This window comes from Nocardioides caricicola, from assembly GCF_039541135.1.
Taxonomy (GTDB): Bacteria; Actinomycetota; Actinomycetes; order Propionibacteriales; family Nocardioidaceae; genus Nocardioides; species Nocardioides caricicola.
Genome location: NZ_BAABFQ010000008.1, coordinates 21,785 through 42,254, shown reverse-complemented (window position 1 = coordinate 42,254; position 20,470 = coordinate 21,785). Strand labels below are relative to the sequence as shown.

Annotated in this window: 22 protein-coding genes and 1 pseudogene; 13 read left to right on the top strand and 10 right to left on the bottom strand. The window is 73.1% G+C overall.

Going from position 1 to position 20,470, the window contains the following annotated elements; genetic code table 11:
- The first annotated feature begins 7 nt into the window (after positions 1-7).
- The gene (gene cydB / locus ABD875_RS17785; RefSeq protein ID WP_345180636.1) at positions 8-1,024 is read left to right on the top strand and encodes a cytochrome d ubiquinol oxidase subunit II; all 1,017 of its coding nucleotides are present in this window, start codon (positions 8-10) and stop codon (positions 1,022-1,024) included.
- Positions 1,021-4,200: a thiol reductant ABC exporter subunit CydD gene (gene cydD / locus ABD875_RS17780; RefSeq protein WP_345180634.1), complete on the top strand. Its 3,180-nt coding sequence runs from the start codon at positions 1,021-1,023 to the stop codon at positions 4,198-4,200. Before cydB ends, cydD begins: the two co-directional genes overlap by 4 nt.
- On the opposite strand, the gene ABD875_RS17775 is transcribed toward cydD, so the two are convergent.
- Both ABD875_RS17775 and ABD875_RS17770 read right to left on the bottom strand, forming a co-directional pair.
- Positions 4,187-4,597: a hypothetical protein gene (locus ABD875_RS17775; RefSeq protein ID WP_345180632.1), complete on the bottom strand. Its 411-nt coding sequence runs from the start codon at positions 4,595-4,597 to the stop codon at positions 4,187-4,189. The two genes, cydD and ABD875_RS17775, sit on opposite strands and share 14 nt — an antisense overlap.
- Entirely contained in the window at positions 4,579-5,070 is a 492-nt protein-coding gene (locus tag ABD875_RS17770) for a flavodoxin family protein (protein ID WP_345180630.1), read from the bottom strand. The genes ABD875_RS17775 and ABD875_RS17770 overlap by 19 nt, the downstream gene beginning before the upstream one ends.
- Positions 5,071-5,155: 85 nt before the next feature.
- On the opposite strand from ABD875_RS17770, the gene ABD875_RS17765 reads away from it, so the two are divergent.
- Positions 5,156-5,815 (top strand): response regulator, encoded by a 660-nt coding sequence (locus tag ABD875_RS17765; protein ID WP_345180628.1) that lies wholly within the window; start codon positions 5,156-5,158, stop codon positions 5,813-5,815.
- Positions 5,816-5,826: 11 nt separating this feature from the next.
- Here ABD875_RS17765 and ABD875_RS17760 read toward each other — a convergent pair whose 3' ends face one another.
- The 3 genes from ABD875_RS17760 to ABD875_RS17750 form a co-directional block, all read right to left on the bottom strand.
- Positions 5,827-7,392: a GAF domain-containing sensor histidine kinase gene (locus ABD875_RS17760; RefSeq protein ID WP_345180626.1), complete on the bottom strand. Its 1,566-nt coding sequence runs from the start codon at positions 7,390-7,392 to the stop codon at positions 5,827-5,829.
- A gap of 19 nt (positions 7,393-7,411) precedes the next feature.
- Entirely contained in the window at positions 7,412-7,852 is a 441-nt protein-coding gene (locus ABD875_RS17755; RefSeq protein WP_345180623.1) for a pyridoxamine 5'-phosphate oxidase family protein, read from the bottom strand.
- Positions 7,853-7,930: 78 nt separating this feature from the next.
- Positions 7,931-8,494 (bottom strand): TIGR03086 family metal-binding protein, encoded by a 564-nt coding sequence (locus tag ABD875_RS17750; RefSeq protein WP_345180621.1) that lies wholly within the window; start codon positions 8,492-8,494, stop codon positions 7,931-7,933.
- A 44-nt stretch (positions 8,495-8,538) separates the two neighbouring features.
- Between ABD875_RS17750 and ABD875_RS17745 the strand changes: the two genes are divergently transcribed.
- Entirely contained in the window at positions 8,539-9,342 is an 804-nt protein-coding gene (locus tag ABD875_RS17745; protein WP_345180619.1) for an enoyl-CoA hydratase, read from the top strand.
- Positions 9,343-9,351: 9 nt separating this feature from the next.
- On the opposite strand, the gene ABD875_RS17740 is transcribed toward ABD875_RS17745, so the two are convergent.
- Entirely contained in the window at positions 9,352-9,717 is a 366-nt protein-coding gene (locus ABD875_RS17740) for a YchJ family protein (RefSeq protein WP_345180617.1), read from the bottom strand.
- A 104-nt stretch (positions 9,718-9,821) separates the two neighbouring features.
- Here ABD875_RS17740 and ABD875_RS17735 point away from each other — a divergent pair, with 104 nt between their 5' ends.
- The 3 genes from ABD875_RS17735 to ABD875_RS17725 are packed head-to-tail and all read left to right on the top strand — an operon-like array spanning position 9,822 to position 13,693.
- Positions 9,822-11,207 carry a MoxR family ATPase gene (locus tag ABD875_RS17735; RefSeq protein ID WP_345180615.1) on the top strand — a complete coding sequence of 462 codons (1,386 nt, stop codon included), beginning with the start codon at positions 9,822-9,824 and terminating at the stop codon, positions 11,205-11,207.
- Entirely contained in the window at positions 11,200-11,664 is a 465-nt protein-coding gene (locus ABD875_RS17730; protein WP_345180613.1) for a GNAT family N-acetyltransferase, read from the top strand. The genes ABD875_RS17735 and ABD875_RS17730 overlap by 8 nt, the downstream gene beginning before the upstream one ends.
- Positions 11,665-11,674: 10 nt before the next feature.
- Positions 11,675-13,693 carry a vWA domain-containing protein gene (locus tag ABD875_RS17725; protein ID WP_345180611.1) on the top strand — a complete coding sequence of 673 codons (2,019 nt, stop codon included), beginning with the start codon at positions 11,675-11,677 and terminating at the stop codon, positions 13,691-13,693.
- Here ABD875_RS17725 and ABD875_RS17720 read toward each other — a convergent pair.
- A complete protein-coding gene (locus tag ABD875_RS17720; protein ID WP_345180608.1) occupies positions 13,648-13,995 on the bottom strand; it encodes a DUF2695 domain-containing protein in 348 nt (115 codons plus the stop codon). The genes ABD875_RS17725 and ABD875_RS17720 overlap by 46 nt on opposite strands.
- Before the next feature lie 53 nt (positions 13,996-14,048).
- On the opposite strand from ABD875_RS17720, the pseudogene ABD875_RS22615 reads away from it, so the two are divergent.
- Positions 14,049-14,270: pseudogene (locus ABD875_RS22615) on the top strand (CBU_0592 family membrane protein); the annotation flags it as partial.
- A 12-nt stretch (positions 14,271-14,282) separates the two neighbouring features.
- Here the strand turns inward: ABD875_RS22615 and ABD875_RS17715 are convergent.
- Positions 14,283-15,143 carry an ABC transporter substrate-binding protein gene (locus ABD875_RS17715; RefSeq protein WP_345180606.1) on the bottom strand — a complete coding sequence of 287 codons (861 nt, stop codon included), beginning with the start codon at positions 15,141-15,143 and terminating at the stop codon, positions 14,283-14,285.
- A gap of 43 nt (positions 15,144-15,186) precedes the next feature.
- On the bottom strand, positions 15,187-15,846 hold the full coding sequence (locus ABD875_RS17710) for a hypothetical protein (RefSeq protein ID WP_345180604.1): 660 nt from the start codon (positions 15,844-15,846) through the stop codon (positions 15,187-15,189).
- A 128-nt stretch (positions 15,847-15,974) separates the two neighbouring features.
- Between ABD875_RS17710 and ABD875_RS17705 the strand changes: the two genes are divergently transcribed.
- From ABD875_RS17705 to ABD875_RS17685, 5 genes are read left to right on the top strand one after another with little or no spacing between them, the layout of a single operon-like run.
- The gene (locus ABD875_RS17705) at positions 15,975-16,754 is read left to right on the top strand and encodes a sulfite exporter TauE/SafE family protein (RefSeq protein WP_345180602.1); all 780 of its coding nucleotides are present in this window, start codon (positions 15,975-15,977) and stop codon (positions 16,752-16,754) included.
- Positions 16,751-17,374: a YigZ family protein gene (locus ABD875_RS17700; protein WP_345180600.1), complete on the top strand. Its 624-nt coding sequence runs from the start codon at positions 16,751-16,753 to the stop codon at positions 17,372-17,374. Before ABD875_RS17705 ends, ABD875_RS17700 begins: the two co-directional genes overlap by 4 nt.
- Before the next feature lie 31 nt (positions 17,375-17,405).
- Positions 17,406-18,134 (top strand): VOC family protein, encoded by a 729-nt coding sequence (locus tag ABD875_RS17695; protein WP_345180597.1) that lies wholly within the window; start codon positions 17,406-17,408, stop codon positions 18,132-18,134.
- Entirely contained in the window at positions 18,131-18,643 is a 513-nt protein-coding gene (locus ABD875_RS17690) for a DinB family protein (protein ID WP_345180595.1), read from the top strand. The genes ABD875_RS17695 and ABD875_RS17690 overlap by 4 nt, the downstream gene beginning before the upstream one ends.
- Before the next feature lie 8 nt (positions 18,644-18,651).
- Complete coding sequence (locus ABD875_RS17685) at positions 18,652-19,134, top strand: GNAT family N-acetyltransferase (protein WP_345180593.1); 483 nt, start codon at positions 18,652-18,654, stop codon at positions 19,132-19,134.
- On the opposite strand, the gene ABD875_RS17680 is transcribed toward ABD875_RS17685, so the two are convergent.
- Positions 19,111-20,430, bottom strand: a complete 1,320-nt coding sequence (locus ABD875_RS17680) for an ABC1 kinase family protein (protein ID WP_345180591.1) — start codon at positions 20,428-20,430, stop codon at positions 19,111-19,113. The genes ABD875_RS17685 and ABD875_RS17680 overlap by 24 nt on opposite strands.
- Positions 20,431-20,470 lie beyond the last annotated feature (40 nt).

The window sequence follows — 20,470 nt, the reverse complement described above, 5'->3', positions numbered from 1 at the left end:
GACAGTCATGGAACTCACCACCGTCTGGTTCTGCCTGATCGCCGTCCTCTGGATCGGCTACTTCACCCTGGAGGGCTTCGACTTCGGCGTCGGCATGCTGCTGCCGTGGCTGGCCCGCGACGACCGCGAGCGTCGCATCATGATCAACACGATCGGCCCGGTCTGGGACGGCAACGAGGTCTGGGTCCTCACCGCCGGCGGCGCGACGTTCGCGGCGTTCCCCGAGTGGTACGCCACGCTCTTCAGCGGCTTCTACCTGCCGCTGCTGCTGATCCTGCTCGCGCTGATCGTCCGTGGCGTCGCGTTCGAGTACCGCCACCAGCGGCCGGAAGCGTCCTGGCACTCCTGGTGGGACCGCGCGATCATCGTCGGCTCCTACGTCCCGGCGTTCCTGTGGGGCGTGGCGTTCGCGAACATCGTCCGCGGGGTGCCGATCGACGCGGACAAGGAGTTCACCGGCTCGATGTTCACCCTGCTCAACCCGTTCGGCCTGCTCGGCGGTCTGGTGACCCTGCTGCTGTTCCTCACCCACGGCGCGACGTTCCTGGCGCTCAAGACCGACGGTGAGATCCGGTTCCGCGCCCGCCGCGTCGCGGTCGGGTCCGGCCTGCTCGCCGCGGCGGCGGCGGTCGCGTTCCTCGTGTGGACGCAGTTCCTCACCGGCAACGCCGGGTCGCTGGTGCTGTTCCTGGTCGCGGCGCTCGCGCTGGTCGGCGCGATCGCGATGGCGTACGCCGGCCGCGAGGGCTGGGCGTTCATCGGGACGTTCGTCTGCATCGGGTTGGCCGTGGCCGGGCTGTTCGTGGGCCTGTTCCCCGACGTGATGCCGTCCTCGACCAGCGAGGCGTTCTCGTTGACGACGACCAACGCGTCCGCGACCGACTACACGTTGAAGGTGATGACGATCGTCGCGGCGATCTTCACCCCGATCGTGCTCGGCTACCAGGCCTGGACCTACTGGGTCTTCCGCAAGCGGATCGCCGAGCACCACATCTCCGACCAGGAGCTGGAAGCCGTCGCATGAGGCCGACCGACCCGCGGGTCCGGCAACAGCTGGCACCCGCGCGGCGACCGCTCGCCGCCGTGCTGGTGGCGGGCGTCGCCGGGAGCCTGCTGCTGGTCGGTCAGGCCTGGGTGGTCACCGAGCTGATCCTGGCCGCGATCGGCGACGGGCCGGTCGCCCCCTGGGCGGCGGCCGTGGTCGCGGTGTTCCTCGCCCGGTCGCTGGTCGGCTGGACCAGTGACGTGATGGCCGCCCGCGCGGCCGCGCACGTCGGCGGCGACGTACGCCGGCGCGTGGTCCGCGCGATCCTGCGCGACGGTGGCGCCGGCCGGCCCACCGGAGAGCTCGCGGGGCTGGCGACGCGGGGTGCGAGCGCCGCGGAGCCGTACCTCACCCGGTACGTGCCCACGCTGGTGCTCGCGGGCGTCCTGCCCGTCGTGACCCTGGTGGCGATCGCGACCCAGGACCCGATGAGCGCCCTGATCGTGGTGGTGACGCTGCCGCTGATCCCGGTCTTCGGGATCCTGGTCGGCCTCGCCACCCAGGACCGCGCCCGGTCGCAGTGGCGCGCGCTCGCCTCGCTGTCGGGCCACTTCCTCGACGTGATGCGCGGGCTGCCGACCCTGGTCGCGTTCCGCCGGGCCGAGGCGCAGTCGGCCACGATCCGTGCGGTCACCGACCGGTACCGCATCCGGACCCTGCGCACCCTGCAGGTCGCGTTCGCGTCCTCGGCGGTGCTGGAGCTGGTGGCCACGCTGTCGGTCGCGCTGGTCGCGGTCACGGTCGGCATCCGGCTCGCGCACGGCGACCTCGACCTCGAGACCGCCCTGGTCGTGCTCCTGCTCGCGCCCGAGGCCTACTGGCCGCTGCGCCGCGTCGGCCAGGAGTTCCACGCCGCCGCCGAGGGCGTCGCGACGTTCGAGGCGGCCAGCGAGCTGACCGAGGCGGCGGATGCGACCCCGACCCGGCGTCCCGGTGCGCTCGTCCTCGACCACGTGTCGGTGCTGCGGCCCGGCCGCGCCGTACCCGCGCTCGACGACGTCAGCCTGTCCGTCCCCGACCGCGGCGTGCTCGCGGTCACCGGCCCCTCGGGATGCGGCAAGTCCACGCTGCTGGCGGTGCTCGCCGGCCTGCTCGAGCCGACGTCCGGCGTCGTGCACGGTCCGTCGCGCGACCGGATCGCCTGGATGCCGCAGCGGCCGGTGTTCGTCGCCGGGACCGTCGCGGACAACCTGCGGCTCGCGGCACCGGCCGCGACCGACGAGCAGCTGCGCGACGCGCTGGCGCAGGTCGCGTTCCCCGTGCCGATCGACACCCCGCTCGGCGAGGACGGCGCCACGCTGTCGGCCGGTGAGCGCGCCCGGCTCGCGCTGGCCCGGGTGGTGCTCGCGGACCGGCCCTACGTCCTGCTCGACGAGCCCACCGCCCACCTCGACGCCGACACCGAGCGGGTCATCGTCGAGACCGTCCGCGAGCTCGGGCGCCGGAGCGCGGTCGTCGTCGTCGCGCACCGCCCGGCGCTGGTGGCGCTGGCGGACCGCGTCGTGACCCTCCCGGCTCCGGAAGCGGTCGTCCCGGTCCGCGCGGTCTCCGTCGCCGCGCGACCCACCCCGCCCGCCGAGCCGCCCGCCGAGAAGCGGCACGGGCTGGGCCTGGCCACCGTCCTCGGAGGCCTGGCCTCGGCATCGGGCGTCGCGCTGACCGCGACGGCCGGCTGGCTGATCGTCGAGGCCTCCGCCCAGCCGCCGATCATGACGCTGCTCGTCGCGATCGTGGCGGTCCGCACGTTCGGCATCGCCCGCCCGGTGCTGCGCTACGCCGAGCGGCTGCGGTCCCACGACGTGGTCCTCGGCCTGCTCGCCGACCGCCGCGTCGAGGTGTACGACGCCGTCGTGCCGCTGACGCCGGGCGCGCTCGGCCGCCGACGCGGCGACCTGCTCGCCGCCGTGGTCGACGACGTCGACAGCGTGCTCGACCGCGAGCTGCGGGTGCGGATGCCGGTGCGCGGCTTCGCGATCGCCGCCGGGCTCGCGCTGGTGTTCGCGGCCTTCGTTGCCCCGGTGGTGCTGCCCGTGCTGCTGGGCCTGTGCGCTGCCGGTGGCGCGGCGTACGCGCTCGCCCGGCGCGGGGCCGCCCGCGCGGAACGGGTCGCGGTGGCCACCCGCGCCGAGCTCTCCGAGGCTGTCGTCGAGGCGGCGCAGACCGCGAGCGAGCTGACCATGTGGCAGGCCGAGGAGCGCGCCGTGGACCGGGTCGCGGCCCTGGGTGACGAGCTCGGCCGGCGTAGCGTCGCCGCCGCCACGTGGGCCGCGACCGGGCGCGCGCTGGTGCTGCTCTGCTCGGGCGTCGGTGTCGCCGCGGCGGCGCTGCTGCTGCGAGGAGAGGTCTCCGGCTCGCTGCTGGCCCTGCTCGCCCTGCTGCCGCTCGCGCTCGGCGAGGTCGCCGGCACCATGGCCGACGCCGGTGCGCTCGCCAGCCGGACCCGCGCCGCCGAGGCGCGGCTCACCGAGCTCGCCGACCGGGCTCCGGCCGTCGCCGATCCCGGCACACCGGTGCCGCTGGCCGAGCACGACGTCGCCGTCACCGGCGTCGCGGCGGCGTGGGACGGCCGCGAGGTGCTCCACGACCTCGACCTCGCCCTGGCGTCCGGAGAACGCGTCGCGGTCGTCGGCCCGACCGGCTCCGGCAAGAGCACGCTCGCCGCGCTGCTGCTCCGTTTCGTCGACCCGGTGCGCGGCACCGTGTCGCTGGGCGGGCGCGCGCTGCCGGACCTCGCGATCGACGACGTGCGCCGTACGGTCGGCCTGGTCGACGACGACCCGCACGTGTTCGCCACGACGTTGGGGGAGAACGTCCGGCTCGCTCGGCCGTCCGCCACCGACGCGGAGGTCGAGGTCGCGCTCCGCGCCGCCCGCCTGGGCGACTGGCTCGACGCCCTGCCCGAGGGCCTGGACAGCTGGCTCGGTGACGGGCACGCCGACGTGTCCGGTGGCGAGCGGGCGCGGATCGCCATCGCCCGGTCGCTGCTCGCCGACCAGCCGGTGCTGGTGCTCGACGAGCCGGCCGCCCACCTGGACGGCGCCACCGCCGAGGCGCTGGCGGCCGAGGTGCTCGACGGCACCGGCCGCTCGGTCGTGTGGATCACCCACGCCGAGGCCGGGCTGGACCGCGTCGACCGGGTCGTCAGCCTCGGCTGAGGCCGGCGACGTCGCGGCGTGCCAGCGGGACGAGCACGAGCAGGACGGGCACCGACCACACCCAGAAGCCGAACCCGAACAGCATCAGCAGGACCTGGAAGGCGATCACCGCTGCCCAGCCGACGCGGACCGCTGAGGGTGACGAGCTCAGCAGCAGCGTCCCGATCACGACCTCACCGGCGGCGAGCAGCAGGATCCAGACGGTCGGGTCGGCCATCACGACCTCCTGCCACCCGGTGCGCACGAACGGCAGGTACGACGAGGCCGCGAAGTCGCGATAGACCTCGGGGTCGGCCAGCACCAGCCCGGCGTTCAGCCCGGCGCAGCACAGGTACGTCCCACCGACCACGCGTCGCGCGGTCGCGGCGTTGCGGCCGGTCACCGCTGGGAGGTGCACCGGGCCAGGCGGCTTCCCCAGGCGCGCGCCCGCACGGCCTCGCCGGGGAGCAGCGGCCCTTCGTTCCCGGAGACGTAGAAGGACGCCGGGTCGTCGGCGAGGACCCGGTGACGGCGGCGCAGGGCACGGGTCGCGGACCGGGCGGCGGAGCCACTGAGGTGTCGCGCCCGGAGGTCGCGCCGGGTGTCGAACACCGCGAACGCCGGGCGCGCCCCGATCGCCGGCTCGAGGTGCTCGATCCACTCGCGCAGACCCGTTTCCTCGCCGCGCGTGCGTCGGGAGGGCATGGAGAACGCGTGCGTCGGGCAGCCGGCGACCACCACGTCGTAGCGGGCGATCTCGGCGGGGTCGACCTCCGCGACGGGACGGACGGTCGCGGCGGCGCCGCCGTACTCGAGGCCGGAGGCCACCTCGCGGGCGATCTCCTCGGTGTTGCCGTACAGGGACTCGTAGACGACCAGTGCGTTGATCACGTCTCCAGCGTCCTGCGGGCTCGAAGCGCCCAGAAGGGTCCTAGGTCCCGGGTGCGGAGCCCGCTGGACCTGATAGGAACTACGCATGACTGATGACACGGTGCGCGTCTACCTGCTCGACGACCACGAGGTGGTCCGGCAGGGACTGCGCGCGCTCCTGGAGAGCACCGGCACCATCGAGGTGGTCGGCGAGTCCGGCTCCGCCGAGGACGCCGCGCACCGGATCCCGGCGCTGCGTCCCGACGTCGCGGTGCTCGACGCGCGGCTGCCGGACGGATCCGGGATCGAGGTCTGCCGCACCGTGCGCGCCGTCGACCCGTCGATCCAGGCGCTGATCCTCACGTCGTACGACGACGACGAGGCGCTGTTCGCCGCGATCATGGCCGGGGCGGCCGGCTACGTGCTCAAGGAGATCAAGGGGCGCGACCTGGTCGCCGCGATCCGCCAGGTGGCCGAGGGCAAGTCGCTGATCGACCCGAGCCTGACCGCGCGCGTGCTGGAGCGGGTGCGCAACCCACCGAAGACCGCCCCGGAGCTCGCCTCGCTGACCGAGCAGGAGCTGAAGCTGCTCGAGCTGATCGCGGAGGGCCTGACCAACCGGCAGATCGGCGAGCGGATGTTCCTGGCCGAGAAGACGGTCAAGAACTACGTCTCCAGCATCCTCGCCAAGCTCGGCCTCGAGCGGCGCACCCAGGCCGCGGTGCTCGCCAGCAAGCTGCTGGACCCCGAGACCGGGCACCTCTGATCAGCTGAGGCTCACAGCAGCGGGACGCGCCAGACGAACGACGTGCCGTGCGGCTCGCGCGGGTTGAGCTCGACCGCGCCTCCCAGGGCCGCGGCCCGGCGGCGGGCGTTGCGCAGCCCGTGCTCGGACGCGCTGCGGATCCCACTGCCCACGCCGACTCCGTCGTCGAGCACGGTGAGCCGGACCTCGGTGGCGTTCACCTCCAGCTCGATCGACCCGCTGTGCGCGCCGGCGTGGCGGGCGACGTTCGACAGTGCCTCCCGGAGCACGGGGAGCAGGTGGTGCCGCACGTCGGGAGGGACGGCGGTGTCGACCGGGCCGACCGTGCGCACCGGCGGGTCGAAGTGGAGGAGTGGGCCGTACTCCTTGGCGAGGGCGTTCAGCTCCGCCCGCAGCGATGCGCTCTGGTCGGTGTGCTGGAGCTGGAAGATCGTGCCGCGGATGTCCTTGATCGTGAGGTCGAGAGCCTCGACCGCCTCGTCGATGCGGGCGCTGACGTCGGGCGAGTCGACGCGCATGCCGATGCTCTGGAGCTGGAGGCCGGTCGCGAAGATCCGCTGGATCACCAGGTCGTGCAGGTCACGCGCGATCCGCTCGCGGTCGGAGGTGACCGCGAGCAGTGCGCGGTCCTCGACGCCCTGGGCCCGGTCCAGCGCCAGGCCGGCCTGGTCGGCGAACGACGCGAGCAGCGCCCGCGCGTCGTCGGTCGGCACGTCGTCGGTCGACTCGAACACCACCGCCAGCACGCTGTCGGTGACCAGGTGCGAGCGCAGCGGGACGAGGATCACGGCGAACCGCCCCAGCTGCAGGTCGAGCAGGTCGTCCTCCGGCCACCGCGCCGGGTCCAGCGTGGCGAGCGCGGCCTCCACCTCGGTGAGCTGGTCGGCGTCGGCGGCGATCGCGTGGGTCGGCACGCCCGCGTCGATGCGGGCGACGGCCGCGGCGGTCGCGCCGGTCAGGGAGCGCGCGGTCCGCGCGACCTGCTCGAGCGCCGGGCCGGACTCGATCGGCGGCTGGAGGGCGTCGTTGAGCTCGGCGGACGCCTCCAGCCACTGGCGGCGCCGCTCGCTGATGCCGTAGGCGCGGGCGTTCTCGATCACGAAGCCGGCGGCGGTCGCCAGCGCCTCGACCAGCCGCTCGTCCTCGACGGTGAAGGACTGGCCGCCGGCCTTCTCGGTGAGGTACAGGTTGCCGAACACCGTGCCGCGGATCCGGACCGGGACGCCCAGGAAGGTGCCCATCGGCGGGTGGTTGGGCGGGAAGCCCACCGAGCCCGGGTGCTGGGCGAGGTCGTCGAGCCGGATCGGCTCGGGGTGCTTGATCAGCAGGCCGAGGATGCCGCGCCCGTGCGGGGGCGGGCCGATCCGGGCCCGCCCAGCGTCGTCGATGCCGGTGGTCACGAAGTCGGCCAGCAGGTCGTCGCCGCCGAGGACACCGAGGGCGCCGTACCGTGCCTCGGTCAGCCGGGTCGCGGCCTCGACGATCCGGCTCAGGACGGCGTGCAGGTCCAGGTCGGACGAGATCGCGTTGACCGCGTCCAGGAGAGCGCGGGTGGACGCCGGGAGTACGTCGGGCACGCGGGTCAGTCTGCCCCAGTCAGGGGAAGCGGCGCACGGGCATGGACTCGATGAGGTCCCAGGCCTCGCCGAGGCGGCGCCCGGTGAGCTCGGTCCACCGCAGCCGGAGGAAGAGGGTGCGGCCCCCGCCCGCCCACGGGCGCGGCGCGCGGGTCTCCCGGATGTGCTCGAGCTCGTGGGGGTCGGTGACGACGTCGCCGCGCCCGCGCGCCACGACGCTCCAGCCGCGCTGTCGCTCGTGGTCGAACCAGTCCACCTCGAACGCCAACGTGGTGTTCCGCCCGTACGTGCCGAGGATGCTGTACGGCGAGGTGCGGATGACGATGGCGTCGTCGAGCACGGCGTAGTTGACCGGGACGATGTGCGGACCGGTGGGCGTGCAGATCGCCATCCGTCCGCCGACGCCGCCGCGCAACAGGCGCAGGCAGTCGTCGTGGCTCAGGTCGATCGACTCGGGCATGGGTTCCTCCTCGTTGGAGCACCATCGTGAATCGCCGGTGGCGGGAGGAGCAGGGCCGATGGTCCCGAGTTCGCAGGTCTAGCGTGCTCGTCCGAGCAGTGCGACCAGCCGGTCCAGCGCCGGCGCGTCGTCAGCGACCGGCTGCGGCGCGGCGAACGGGCTGCGGTCCTCGGGCAGGCGCTCGAGCAGCGCCCGGCTGTGCGCGATCGCCCGTTCGGCGACCGCAGGGTCGACGGAGAGGGGCAGGTCGGCGCCGCGCGCGAGGTCCCACCCGTGCACGAGCGCCTCGATGGTCCGCAGCTCGGCGATGTGGGTCGGCGGCATCGGCCCGATGCCGGTGGGGTACGTCGCGTCGGGGTCGGCGGCGTCCAGGGCGTCGCGCAGCTGCCGCGCGCCGATCTCGTAGGCCCGCGGCAGGTCCTCGAGGTCGACGGTCTGCGCGTCCGCGTCGATCGCGGCGAGGTCGTACGGGGTGCCGCCCAGCGAGATCGTGAAGGCCCGCTCGCCGACCATCAGGTGGCGCAGCACGGCGGCGACGTCCCAGCCGTCACACGGGGTCGGCAGCTGCCACTCGTCCGGGGACACGCCGACCGCGATCGAGGTGACGGCGTTCTGGGCATGCGCGAGGTCGTCGAGGTTCACGGCGACACTGTGCCACTGCCGCGCGCCACCCCTACCCTCGCTCCATGTCCTTCGTGCTCGTCGACCGGCCCGTCCCCGAGGTCGCGGTCGTCACCCTCAACCGGCCGGAGCGGATGAACGCGATGGCCTACGACGTGATGGTCCCGTTCCGGGAGGCGCTCACGACCCTCGGCGACGACAACGGCGTGCGGGCGGTGGTGGTGACCGGCGCGGGGTCGGGCTTCTGCTCCGGCGCCGACCAGGAGTCGGCCGGCGTACCGCCGGGGGTCGCCGGGGTGACCCGGCCGACGTACGCGCTGCGGGCGATGGAGGCCCTCGAGGACGTCGTGCTGACGATCCGGCGGCTGCACCAGCCGGTCATCGCCGCCGTCAACGGCGCGGCCATCGGCGGCGGGCTGTGCCTGGCGCTGGCCTGCGACCTGCGGCTGGCCGCGCCGGCGGCGTACTTCCGCGCGGCCGGCATCAACAACGGCCTGACCGCCAGCGAGCTCGGACTGTCGTTCCTGCTGCCCCGCGCCGTCGGGTCGACCCGCGCCGCCGACATCATGCTCACCGGCCGCGACGTCTCGGCCGAGGAGGCCGAGCGGATCGGGCTGGTCTCGTCCGTGCACGCGGACGTCGTCGCGGCCGCGGTCGAGGTCGGGCAGCGGATCGCCGGGTTCTCGCAGCCCGGCGTCGAGCTGACCAAGAAGTCGCTGCACGCCGGGCAGTCCGCCACCTCGCTGGAGACGTACCTGTCCTCCGAGGGCATCGGCCAGCTCTACCTGCGGCTGCTCACCTCGAACTTCGAGGAGGCGACCGTGGCTCGGCGCGAGGGACGGGCGCCGGTCTTCACCGACGAGCGCTGAACCCGCGACCTAGGACACCACCCCGTCGACGTACACCCAGCGGCCGGCCCGCTGCTCGAAGCGGCTCCGCTCGTGCATCTCGCCGGGCCGGCCGTGGCTCTCGAACGTCGCCACGAACTCGACCCAGTCCGCTCCCGAGTCGACGACCGTCAGCCCGGTCCAAGTGAGGCCGGGCTCGGGGGACAGGTCCTCGGGCCGGGTGCGGGGGTGCCAGGTGCGGAACACGTAGTCCAGGTCGCCCACGGCGTACGCCGCGTAGCGCGACCGCATCAGCTCCTCGGCGGTCCTCGCCCGGTCGGCGCCGCGGTGCAGCCGGCCGCAGCACGCGTCGTACGGCGTCCCCGATCCGCACGGACAGGTCTGCTGGAGGGGCATGACGCGAGCCTAGACGCCGGTCTTGGCGCCACTGGTCGGTCAGAACCGCCGCCGGCAACCGGAGACGGTGTCCGCCCTTGCGTCGCGGGCGTAGCGTGGCGCACGTGACCTCTGCTCCCACGATCAGCACCGTCGGAGAGCTGCGTGCCTCCGGCCACGTCCAGCGGACCCTGCGCGAGGAGATCCGCGCCAACCTGCTCGCCGCGCTGCGCGAGGGCCGTGACCCCTGGCCGGGGCTCCACGGCTTCGACGACACCGTGATCCCCCAGCTCGAGCGGGCCCTGATCGCCGGGCACGACGTGGTGCTGCTCGGCGAGCGCGGCCAGGGCAAGACCCGGCTGCTGCGCACGATGGTCGGGCTCCTCGACGAGTGGACGCCGGTGATCTCCGGCTCCGAGCTCGGCGAGCACCCCTTCGACCCGATCACCCACCAGTCGAAGGCCGCCGCTGCGACGTACGGCGACGACCTGCGCGTCTCGTGGCGCCACCGCGACGAGCGGTACGCCGAGAAGCTCGCCACCCCGGACACCAGCGTCGCCGACCTGATCGGCGACGTTGACCCGATGAAGGTCGCCGAGGGCCGGTCGCTGGGCGACCCCGAGACGATCCACTTCGGGCTGATCCCGCGCAGCCACCGCGGCATCGTCGCGATCAACGAGCTGCCGGACCTCGCCGAGCGGATCCAGGTCGCGATGCTCAACGTGATGGAGGAGCGCGACATCCAGATCCGCGGCTACGTGCTGCGGTTGCCGCTCGACGTGCTCGTGGTTGCCAGCGCGAACCCCGAGGACTACACCAACCGCGGCCGCATCATCACCCCGCTCAAGGACCGCTTCGGCGCGGAGATCCGCACCCACTACCCGAGCGAGCTCGAGGACGAGGTCGCGGTGATCCGGCAGGAGGCCGACCTGGTCGCCGACGTGCCGGACGCGCTCATCGAGGTCCTGGCCCGCTTCACCCGGCAGCTGCGCGAGTCCAACGCGGTCGACCAGCGCTCCGGGGTGTCCGCGCGGTTCGCGATCGCCGGCGCCGAGACCATCGCCGCGGCGGCGCTGCACCGGGCGACCGTCCAGGGCGAGGACGCCGTCGCCCGGGTCGTCGACCTCGAGACCGCGGTCGACGTCCTCGGCGGCAAGATCGAGTTCGAGAGCGGCGAGGAGGGCCGCGAGGCCGAGATCCTCACCCACCTGCTCCGCACCGCCACCGCCGAGACCGTGCGCAACCACTTCCGCGGACTCGACTTCGCGCTCCTCGTCGAGGCCATCGAGAACGGCGCGATGGTCACCACCGGCGAGCAGGTCACCGCCCGCGACTTCCTCACCGGCCTCCCGGTCCTGGGCGAGTCCGAGCTGTACGACGACGTGTGCGAGCGGTTCGGCGCCCGCAACGACGGCGAGCGGGCGTGCGCGATCGAGCTCGCGCTCGAGGGCCTCTACCTCGCCCGCAAGATCGGGAAGGACACCGACGGCACGGAGACCGTGTATGGCTGAGGTCCGTGCAGGCACTGCTGCCGACGTCGCCGGGCTGCGGACGCTCGGCGAGGTCGTGATCCCGGCGACGTACGACCCGATCGACCCGGCACTCTCGGCGCTGATCCTCGACGAGTGGTGGGCGGTCGACCGTCTGGCCGACCAGGTCGGCCGGCTGCCGCACGTCGTCGCGGAGTCCGACGGCGAGATCGTCGGGATGGCGAACCTCGGACGCCGCGGCGATCGCGAGGTGATGTGGAAGCTCTACATCCACCCGGAGCACCAGGGGAGCGGGCTCGGGGCCCGGCTCCTCGCCGCGACCGAGCACCTCGTCGACGGTGACGAGCTCTGGCTCGAGCACGTCGCGGGCAACGACCAGGCGGCCGGCTTCTACGCCCGGCACGGGTTCACCGAGGTCGAGCGGGTACCCAACCCGCCGTACCCCGACGACGTGTGGATGCGGAAGGTCCTCCGATGAGGTGGCGCAGATGAAGGACCGGACCCGCTTCAAGCGGTACGACGGCGGCGACCCGCTCGCCCCACCGGTCGACCTCGCCGAGGCGCTCGACGCCATCGGCGAGGACGTGATGGCGGGGTACTCGCCCGAGCGCGCGATGCGGGAGTTCCTCCGCCGCGGTGGCCAGGACCAGACGGGTCTCGACGACCTCGCCCGCCGGGTCGCCGAGCGCCGCCGCGAGCTGACGCAGCGGCACAACCTCGACGGCACCCTGCAGGAGGTGCGCGAGCTCCTCGACCACGCGCTCCTCGAGGAGCGCAAGCAGCTCGCCCGCGACGCGATGATGGACGACGGCGATCGCGCGTTCCGCGAGATGCAGCTGGAGAACCTCCCGCCGAGCACTGCGGCCGCGGTGAGCGAGCTGTCGTCGTACGACTGGCAGAGCCGCGAGGCCCGCGAGGACTACGAGAAGATCAAGGACCTCCTCGGCCGCGAGCTCCTCGACCAGCGTTTCGCGGGCATGAAGCAGGCCCTCGAGAACGCCACGGACGAGGACCGCGCCGCGGTCAACGAGATGCTGCAGGACCTCAACGACCTGCTCGAGAAGCACCGGCTCGGCGAGGACACCCAGCAGGACTTCGACGAGTTCATGGCCAAGCACGGCGACTTCTTCCCGGAGAACCCGCAGAACATCGACGAGCTCCTCGACTCCATGGCCCAGCGGGCCGCGGCCGCGCAGCGGATGCTCAACTCGATGTCGCCCGAGCAGCGCGAGCAGCTGATGCAGCTGTCCCAGCAGGCGTTCGGCTCGCCCGAGCTGATGGACTCCCTCAACCGGCTCGACTCGAACCTCCAGGCACTCCGGCCGGGCGAGGACTGGGGCGGCTCGGAGCAGATGTCGGGCGAGGAGGGTCTCGGCCTCGGCGACGGCACCGGGGTGTTCCAGGACCTCGCCGACCTCGACGCCCTCAGCGACCAGCTCTCGCAGTCGTACGGCGGCGCCCGCATGGACGACCTCGACCTCGACAAGCTGGCGCGCCAGCTGGGCGACGAGGCCGCGGTCGACGCCCGCACCCTGCAGCGGCTCGAGCAGGCGCTGCGCGACTCCGGCTACATGAAGCGCGGCACCGACGGCCAGCTGCGGCTGTCGCCGAAGGCGATGCGCCAGCTGGGCAAGGCGCTGCTGCGCGACGTCGCCGAGCGGATGAACGGCCGCCAGGGCCAGCGCGAGCTCCAGCGCGCCGGCGCCGCGGGCGACCTGTCCGGCGCCACCCGCGAGTGGGCGTTCGGCGACACCGAGCCGTGGCACGTCCCGCGCACCATGCTCAACGGTGTGCTCCGCCGCGCCGGCGACCCGAGCGGCCCGCTGCTCTCCATCGACGACGTCGAGGTGCAGGAGACCGAGGCACGCACCCAGGCCGCGGTGGCGCTGTTGGTCGACACGTCGTTCTCGATGGCGATGGACGGCCGGTGGGTCCCGATGAAACGCACCGCCCTGGCGCTGCACACGCTGATCAAGTCCCGCTTCCGCGGTGACGACCTGCAGCTGATCGGCTTCGGGCGGCACGCCGAGGTGATGGAGATCGAGCAGCTCACCGGGCTCGACGCGAGGTGGGACAAGGGCACGAACCTCCACCACGCCCTGCTGCTCGCGAACCGGCACTTCCGCAAGCACCCCAACGCCCAGCCCGTGCTGCTGATCGTCACCGACGGTGAGCCGACGTCCCACCTCGAGCCCGACGGCGAGGTCTACTTCTCCTACCCGCCGCACCCGCTGACCGTCGCCTACGCCGTGCGCGAGCTCGACAACGCCGGCCGCCTCGGCGCGCAGACGACGTTCTTCCGGCTCGGTGAGGACCCGGGGCTGGGCCGGTTCATCGACCAGATGGCGCGTCGGGTCGACGGCCGGGTGGTGGCGCCCGAGCTGGACGACCTCGGCGCCGCGGTCGTCGGCTCCTACCTCGGCTCGCGCGGACCCCGCGGCACGGGTGGTTACGGCGGGGGCTACGGCGACTGGTTCGGCGGCAGGGGCTTCTGGGTCGGCGACTGACGCTCCCAGTTCGCGCACGGGCGGGTGTTGGTACGGCGCACGCCCGCACATGTCGGCAGCCGGGGCGGCATCTCGAGCTCGTCGGTGTGCAGGTCGCGCAGCATCAGCTCACGCACCAGGCGTCGGGTGGCGACCAGCCGGCAGTCGCACGCGACCGGGTAGCGCTTCTCCAACCCGGTGGCGGTGGGCGACCTCACCTCCCTGAAGTGGTCGGTCCACAGCAGCGTCGCGTCGCAGCCGTGGTCGTCGAGCATCCGATGGACGAAGCAGACCAGGCACTCTCCTTCCTGCGGATCCCTCACGCCCCCTGTCTACCGCGGGCCACCGACAGCGGTGGGCAGGGCAGGATGAGGCCGTGGACGCGACCGTGATCGTCATCAGCGTGCTGGGCTGGCTCGGGATGGGCCTGCTCATCGGCGCCTACGGGCTGGTCACGGCGGGGCGGATCACCGGGACCAGCCTGCCGTTCCAGCTGATGAACCTCTTCGGCGGCGCGTTCCTCATGATCAACTCGGCGTACTACGGCGCCTGGCCGTCGGCGGTGCTCAACCTGGTCTGGGTCGTCATCGGCACCGTGGGCCTGGCGCGCTCACGCCGAGCGCGCGACGGGGTGCAGGATCGAGGCCAGCTCCTCGACCCCGTCGACGAGCCGGGTGCCGGGCCGGGCCCAGGCGGCGTTGGCGTCCACGGCGTGGACGGGCACACCGGCGGGTAGCACCCCGGACTCCACCAGCGTCTCGGCCAGGGCGGTCGCGCCCGCGCGGTCGTACCCGCACGGGGCGCAGACGATCACGTCGGGAGCGGCGTCGTGCACCGCCTCCCACAGCACCCGCTCCGACTTCGCGCCGGGCTTGCCGAGCAGCGGCTCACCGCCGGCGGCCTCGATCATCTCGGGCACCCAGTGCCCCGGCGCGTACGGCGGGTCCGTCCACTCGAGCAGCATCACCCGGGGCCGGGCGCGGCCGGCGACCCGCGCCCGGACGGCGCCCAGGCGCTCACGCTGGGCCGCCACCAGCTCGCGAGCCTCGTGGACGTGCCCGGTCGCCTCGCCGAGCGTCACGATCGAGTCGAGCACCTCGTCGAGGGTGTGGGGGTCGATGGTCAGCACCTCGGCGGTGCAGCCGAGGTGGGCGAGGGCGTCGTCGACGACGGACACGTCGACAGCGCAGACGGCGCAGAGGTCCTGGGTGACGACCAGATCGGCGTCGAGATCGGCGAGCGCGTCGGCCGAGAGGTGGTAGAGGTCCTCGCCGCGCGCCATCGCGCCCGCGACGTGGGCGTCGATCTCCGCCGGGGCCAGCCCCTCGGGCATCGCCGACGTCGACACGATCCGACGGGTCCGCGCCTCGACCGGGTAGTCGCACTCGAACGTCACCCCGACGACCTGGTCGCCGGCACCGATGGCGAACAGGATCTCCGTGGTCGAGGGCAGCAACGAGACGATCCGCACGCCACGACCCTAGGCCGTGACGTGCGGATCGGAGTCGTCAGCGTCAGCTGACCGTCTTGAGCGCGAGCTCGGTGAGGTCGACCGACTTCGGGATCGACGGCGCGGAGGCGTCCATCGACATCACGTTGGCGTACACGATGAACTGGCCCTTGCGGGTGAACAGGGTGTTGATCACCGACGCCGAGTCCTTGCACTTCATCTTGAACTGGTAGCCGTAGCGCTCGTCACCGAGCTTGAAGGCGATCTTCTTCATCGACGACTTGCACTTCGGGCCACCCGAGCCGCCGCCCGAGCCGCCGCCGTCGCCGCCGGGGCCGCAGTCCTTGGCGGACTTGTCGTAGCCGTGCAGGTAGGCGATGGCGGACTTGGCGCTCGGGAACTTCATCGCGGTCACCGACACCATCGGCGTCTCACCGGTGATCTCGAACGCGCCCGGGTCGCCGGAGGTGTAGTCCGGGTTGTACGTCGCCGAGCGCGCGCTGGCGCCCTTGATGGCCTTGCCCGGCTTGCACTTCTTGCCGGGGCCGAAGACCTTCGAGGTGCTCTCGTACGCCGAGCCCCCGTCGAGGTGCTCGTAGATCTCGGCGACCTGGTCGATGGAGGGGACCTGGGCCGTGCCGGCCGCCGCGGTGGCGGAGGCGGCGGGGATCAGGAGGGCGGGAACGGCGAGCGCGATCAGCACTCGGTTCACGAGGCGGTTCATGGGGATCTCTCTCTGTCGTGTGGGTGTCGGAACCTGGTTCCGGTGCGGTCCGATTCGGTTCGGTGGGAGGACTCTCGCGACCCCCGCTTGGGGTCCACTTGGAACCGACTTGGAGAGAATGGGCGGCGATGGACGATCCCACCGCCACCGTGCTCGCCCTGCTCGGTCTCGCAGCGCTCGCGGCGGGCTTCGTCGACGCCGTGGTGGGCGGGGGCGGGCTGATCCAGCTGCCGGCGCTGCTGCTCGGCATGCCGAGCGCGTCGACCGTCCAGATCCTCGCCACGAACAAGATCGCGTCGATCTCGGGCACCTCGGCGAGCGCGGCGACGTACTACCGCCGGATCCGGCCCGACCCGAGGACGTTCCTGCCGCTGATGGCCCTGGCCTTCCTCGGCTCGGCGGCGGGCGCCGCGGTCGCCAGCCAGATCCCGCGCGAGGCGTTCGAGCCGATCGTGCTGGTCGCGCTGGTCGTGGTGGGCGGGTACGTGCTCGTCAAGCCGGAGCTCGGGGAGCGGACCGCGCTGCGGTTCCAGGGCCGCCGGCACCTGGTGGCGGCGATGGCGACGGGCCTGGTGATCGGGTTCTACGACGGGGCGCTCGGGCCGGGCACCGGCAGCTTCTTCGTGATCACGCTGGTCGGCCTGATGGGCTACAGCTTCCTCGAGGCGTCGGCGAAGGCGAAGCTGGCCAACTGGGCGACCAACCTCGCCGCGATCCTGGTGCTGGCCCCGCAGGGCGCGGTGGTCTGGAAGGTCGCGGTCGTGATGGCGGTCTGCAACATCCTCGGCGGGTACGTCGGCGCCCGCACGGCGGTCAGCCGGGGCGCGCGGTTCGTCCGCGTGTTCTTCATCCTCGTCGTGTCGGCCTTCGTCGTGACCCTCGCGTGGGACGTGTTTGAGCTGTGGTGAGCTACCTGACCGTCGCGCGCGACGCCGAGGCCGAGATCGAGGTCAAGCGGTCCCGCTTCCTCTGCACGGTCGCCCGCGTCGAGACCGAGGACGCCGCCCGCGCCGTGGTCGAGCGGCTGCGCAAGCAGCACTGGGACGCCCGGCACCACTGCTCGGCGTTCCGCCTCCACCCCGACGTCGAGCGCTCGTCCGACGACGGTGAGCCGGCCGGCACGGCGGGGGCGCCGATGCTCGAGGTGCTCCGCGGCCGGGAGGTCGTCGACGTCGTCGCCGTGGTCACCCGCTGGTTCGGCGGCACCCTGCTCGGCGCCGGCGGCCTGGTGCGCGCGTACGGCGACGCCGTCCGCGCGGGGATCGAGGCGAGCGGCACCCTGCGCCGCGACCTGGTCCGCGAGCACCTGCTCGACCTCGAGCACACCGACGCCGGCCGGGTCGAGAGCGAGCTGCGCACCCGTGGCGTCGCCGTGCTCGACACGGCGTACGGCGCCCACGTCACGCTGCGCCTCGGCGTACCGCCCGAGGACGAGGCCCGGCTCGCCGCGCTGGTCGCGGAGCTGACCGCGGGTGCCGGGAAAACCACGGTGGCCGGGGAGCGCTGGGTCGATAGCCTCGCTCCATGAGCGTTCTCCCGGTCCACCACAAGGCGGTCGCATGAGCACCCCGTTCTGGATCAGCGCGTTCCTCGACTTCGGGGCGGACGGCTTCGAGGACGGCGTCGCGTTCTGGCAGGGCGTCACCGGGTTCTCGCTCGCGCCGCGTCGCGGGGAGGACGAGGAGTTCGCGACGCTGGTGCCGCCGACGGGCGACGACTACCTGCGCGTGCAGCGGCTGGCGGACGGCCCGGGCCGGATCCACCTCGACGTGCACGTCGACGACCCGGACGCCGCGGCCGACGCCGCGGTCGGGCGCGGCGCCGCCGTCCTGGCCCGGAACCACGGGTACGTCGTGCTGCGCTCGCCCGGCGGCCTGGTCTTCTGCTTCGTGTCCCACCCGGCCGGTGAGCGCCCGCCCGCGGCCGCCTGGTCGGGCGGTCGCTCCCAGGTGGACCAGGTCTGCCTCGACATCCCGCCACGGCTGCACGACAGCGAGACCGAGTTCTGGGTGCAGACCACCGGGTGGGACCTGCGCCCGGAGGACTCGCCCGAGTTCTCCCGGATCCAGCCGCCGGAGTCGTTCCCGCTCCAGCTGCTCGTCCAGCGGCTCGACGACGACGCCGAGGCGGTCACCGCGCACCTCGACCTCGCCTCCGACGACCGCGACGCCGAGGTCGCCCGGCACGTCGCCCTCGGCGCGACCGAGATCCGCCGGCACCACTGGTGGACCGTGCTGACCGACCCGGCCGGCACGACGTACTGCATCACGAGGAGACCTGCCCGATGACGCGCACCGACCCGCCCACCCACGGCGACGAGCGCACGATGCTGCTCGCCTACCTCGACTACCAGCGCGAGACGCTGCGCCAGAAGGCAGGCGGCCTGGACGCGGCGCAGCTCGCGACGACCCTCCCGCCGTCGACGATGACGCTCGGCGGCATGGTGAAGCACCTCGGCCTGGTCGAGAACTCGTGGCTGCGCGACCGCTTCCACGGCGACGGCCTCAGCGAGCCCTGGGCCTCGGTCGACTGGGACGCCGACTACGACTGGGAGTGGAACACCGCCAAGACGGAGAGTCCCGAGCAGGTCTGGGCGCTGTACGACGAGATGATCGCGGACGCCGACGAGGTCATCGCCGGCGCGCAGCTGGACGACCACGCCGCCAAGCCGTCCTCGCGGACCGGCGAGCCGATGAGCCTGCGCTGGATCCTGCTGCACCTGATCGAGGAGTACGCCCGCCACAACGGCCACGCCGACCTGATCCGCGAGTCGATCGACGGGTCCACCGGCGAATGATCAAGCCCATGACCGAGGCCGACTGGCCCCGGGTCTGGCCGTTCTTCGACGAGATCGTGCAGGCGGGCGAGACCTACGCCTACCCGCTCGACCTGACCTCGGAGCAGGCTCGCGAGCTCTGGACCATGCGTCCGCCCGGCCAGACGGTCGTCATGGGGGAGGTCGGCGAGGTCCTCGGCAGCGCGACCATGGGGCCCAACCGGCCGGGCCGCGGCAGCCACGTCGGCACGGCGTCGTTCATGGTGTCGCCCGCCGCGCGGGGTCGCGGAGTCGGCCGGGCGCTGGGGGAGTACGTCGTGCAGTGGCACCGCGACGCGGGGTTCGACGCGATCCAGTTCAACGCCGTCGTCGAGACCAACACCGTCGCCGTGCGCCTCTGGCAGTCCCTGGGCTTCTCGATCATCGGCACCGTGCCGCGGGCGTACGAGTCGCGCACGCACGGCCGGGTGGGCCTGCACGTGATGCACCTAGATCTCGGCGAACCCCGGTAGCGACTCGATGAGGATCTGCCGGAACGGCGCCTCGCACTCGAGCTGGCAGAGCACGCCGAGGCCGGCCAGCCAGGTGCGGTGGATCAGGAGGTACGACGGCGGCAGGTTGAGCTTCATGCCGACGGTGTACGCCGGGTCGCGCGGGTCGTTGATCCGGGCGAACTGGGTGCGCATCCACTGCCGCGAGAACTGGAACGTCTCCTCCCTCGTGGGCTCGACGAACGGCGCGAGGTACTCCAGAACCTGCGCCGGGTCCACGCGGACCCGGTCCTTGATGAACCCTTCCGCACGCAGCCCCTCGACCAGGCCGGCCTCGTCCTGCTCGGCGGCGACCCGCAGCAGCCGGCCCATCGCCTCGGGCAGCCCGCGGTCGGGCAGGCGGGCGACCGCGCCGAAGTCGAGGACGCCGAGCCTGCCGTCGGGCAGCACGCGGTAGTTCCCGGGGTGCGGGTCGGCGTGCAGCATGCCGGTGCGCGCCGGGCCCGAGAACAGGAACCGCACGAACAGCTCGCCGTAGTGGTCACGCTCCTCCTGGGTGCCGTCCGCGATCACCGACGCCATCGACGCCGGGCTCTCGAGCCACTCGGTGACCAGCGTGGTGTCGCCGACCGCGACCACGTCGGGGACCACGATGTCCGGATCGTCGCGGAAGGCCTCGGCGAACGTGCGCTGGGCGTCGGCCTCGAGCCGGTAGTCGAGCTCGTCGGCCGCGCGGGCCTGGAGCTCGGCGACCAACGGCTTGAGGTCGACGCCGGGGACCAGGGGAGCGGCGGTGCGGGCGAGCCGGCTGAGCTGGCGCAGGTCGGAGAGCAGCGCCTCGCCGGCGCCGGGGTACTGCACCTTCACTGCGACCTCGCGCCCGTCGTGCCAGCGGCCCTTGTGCACCTGGCCGATCGACGCGGCCGCGGTCGGGCCGCCGTCGAGCCAGACCAGCTGCTCGCGCCAGTCCGGGCCCAGGTCGTGCTCGAGGATGTCCCGCACCGTCTGGGTCGGCATCGGCGGTGCGGCGTCCTGGAGCCGGGTCAGCTGCTCGCGGTACGGGCCCGCGATCTGCTCCGGGAACGCCGACTCGAGGACCGACAGCATCTGGCCCATCTTCATGGCGCCGCCCTTGAGCTCGCCGAGGGTGCGGAACAGCTGCTCGGCGGTGCGCTGCTGGATCTCGGTGAGCACGACCTCGGCGGGCGCGCCACCGATCCGCTTGCCGATCCCGAGCGCGCTGCGGCCGGCGTACCCCAACGGGAGCGCGGCCAGCTTCGCCGTCCGCGCCACGGCCTTGCGCGGCAGCTCGGTCACCGGGCCATTCTTGCCGACCGGCCCAACTCGGGCCGGTCGG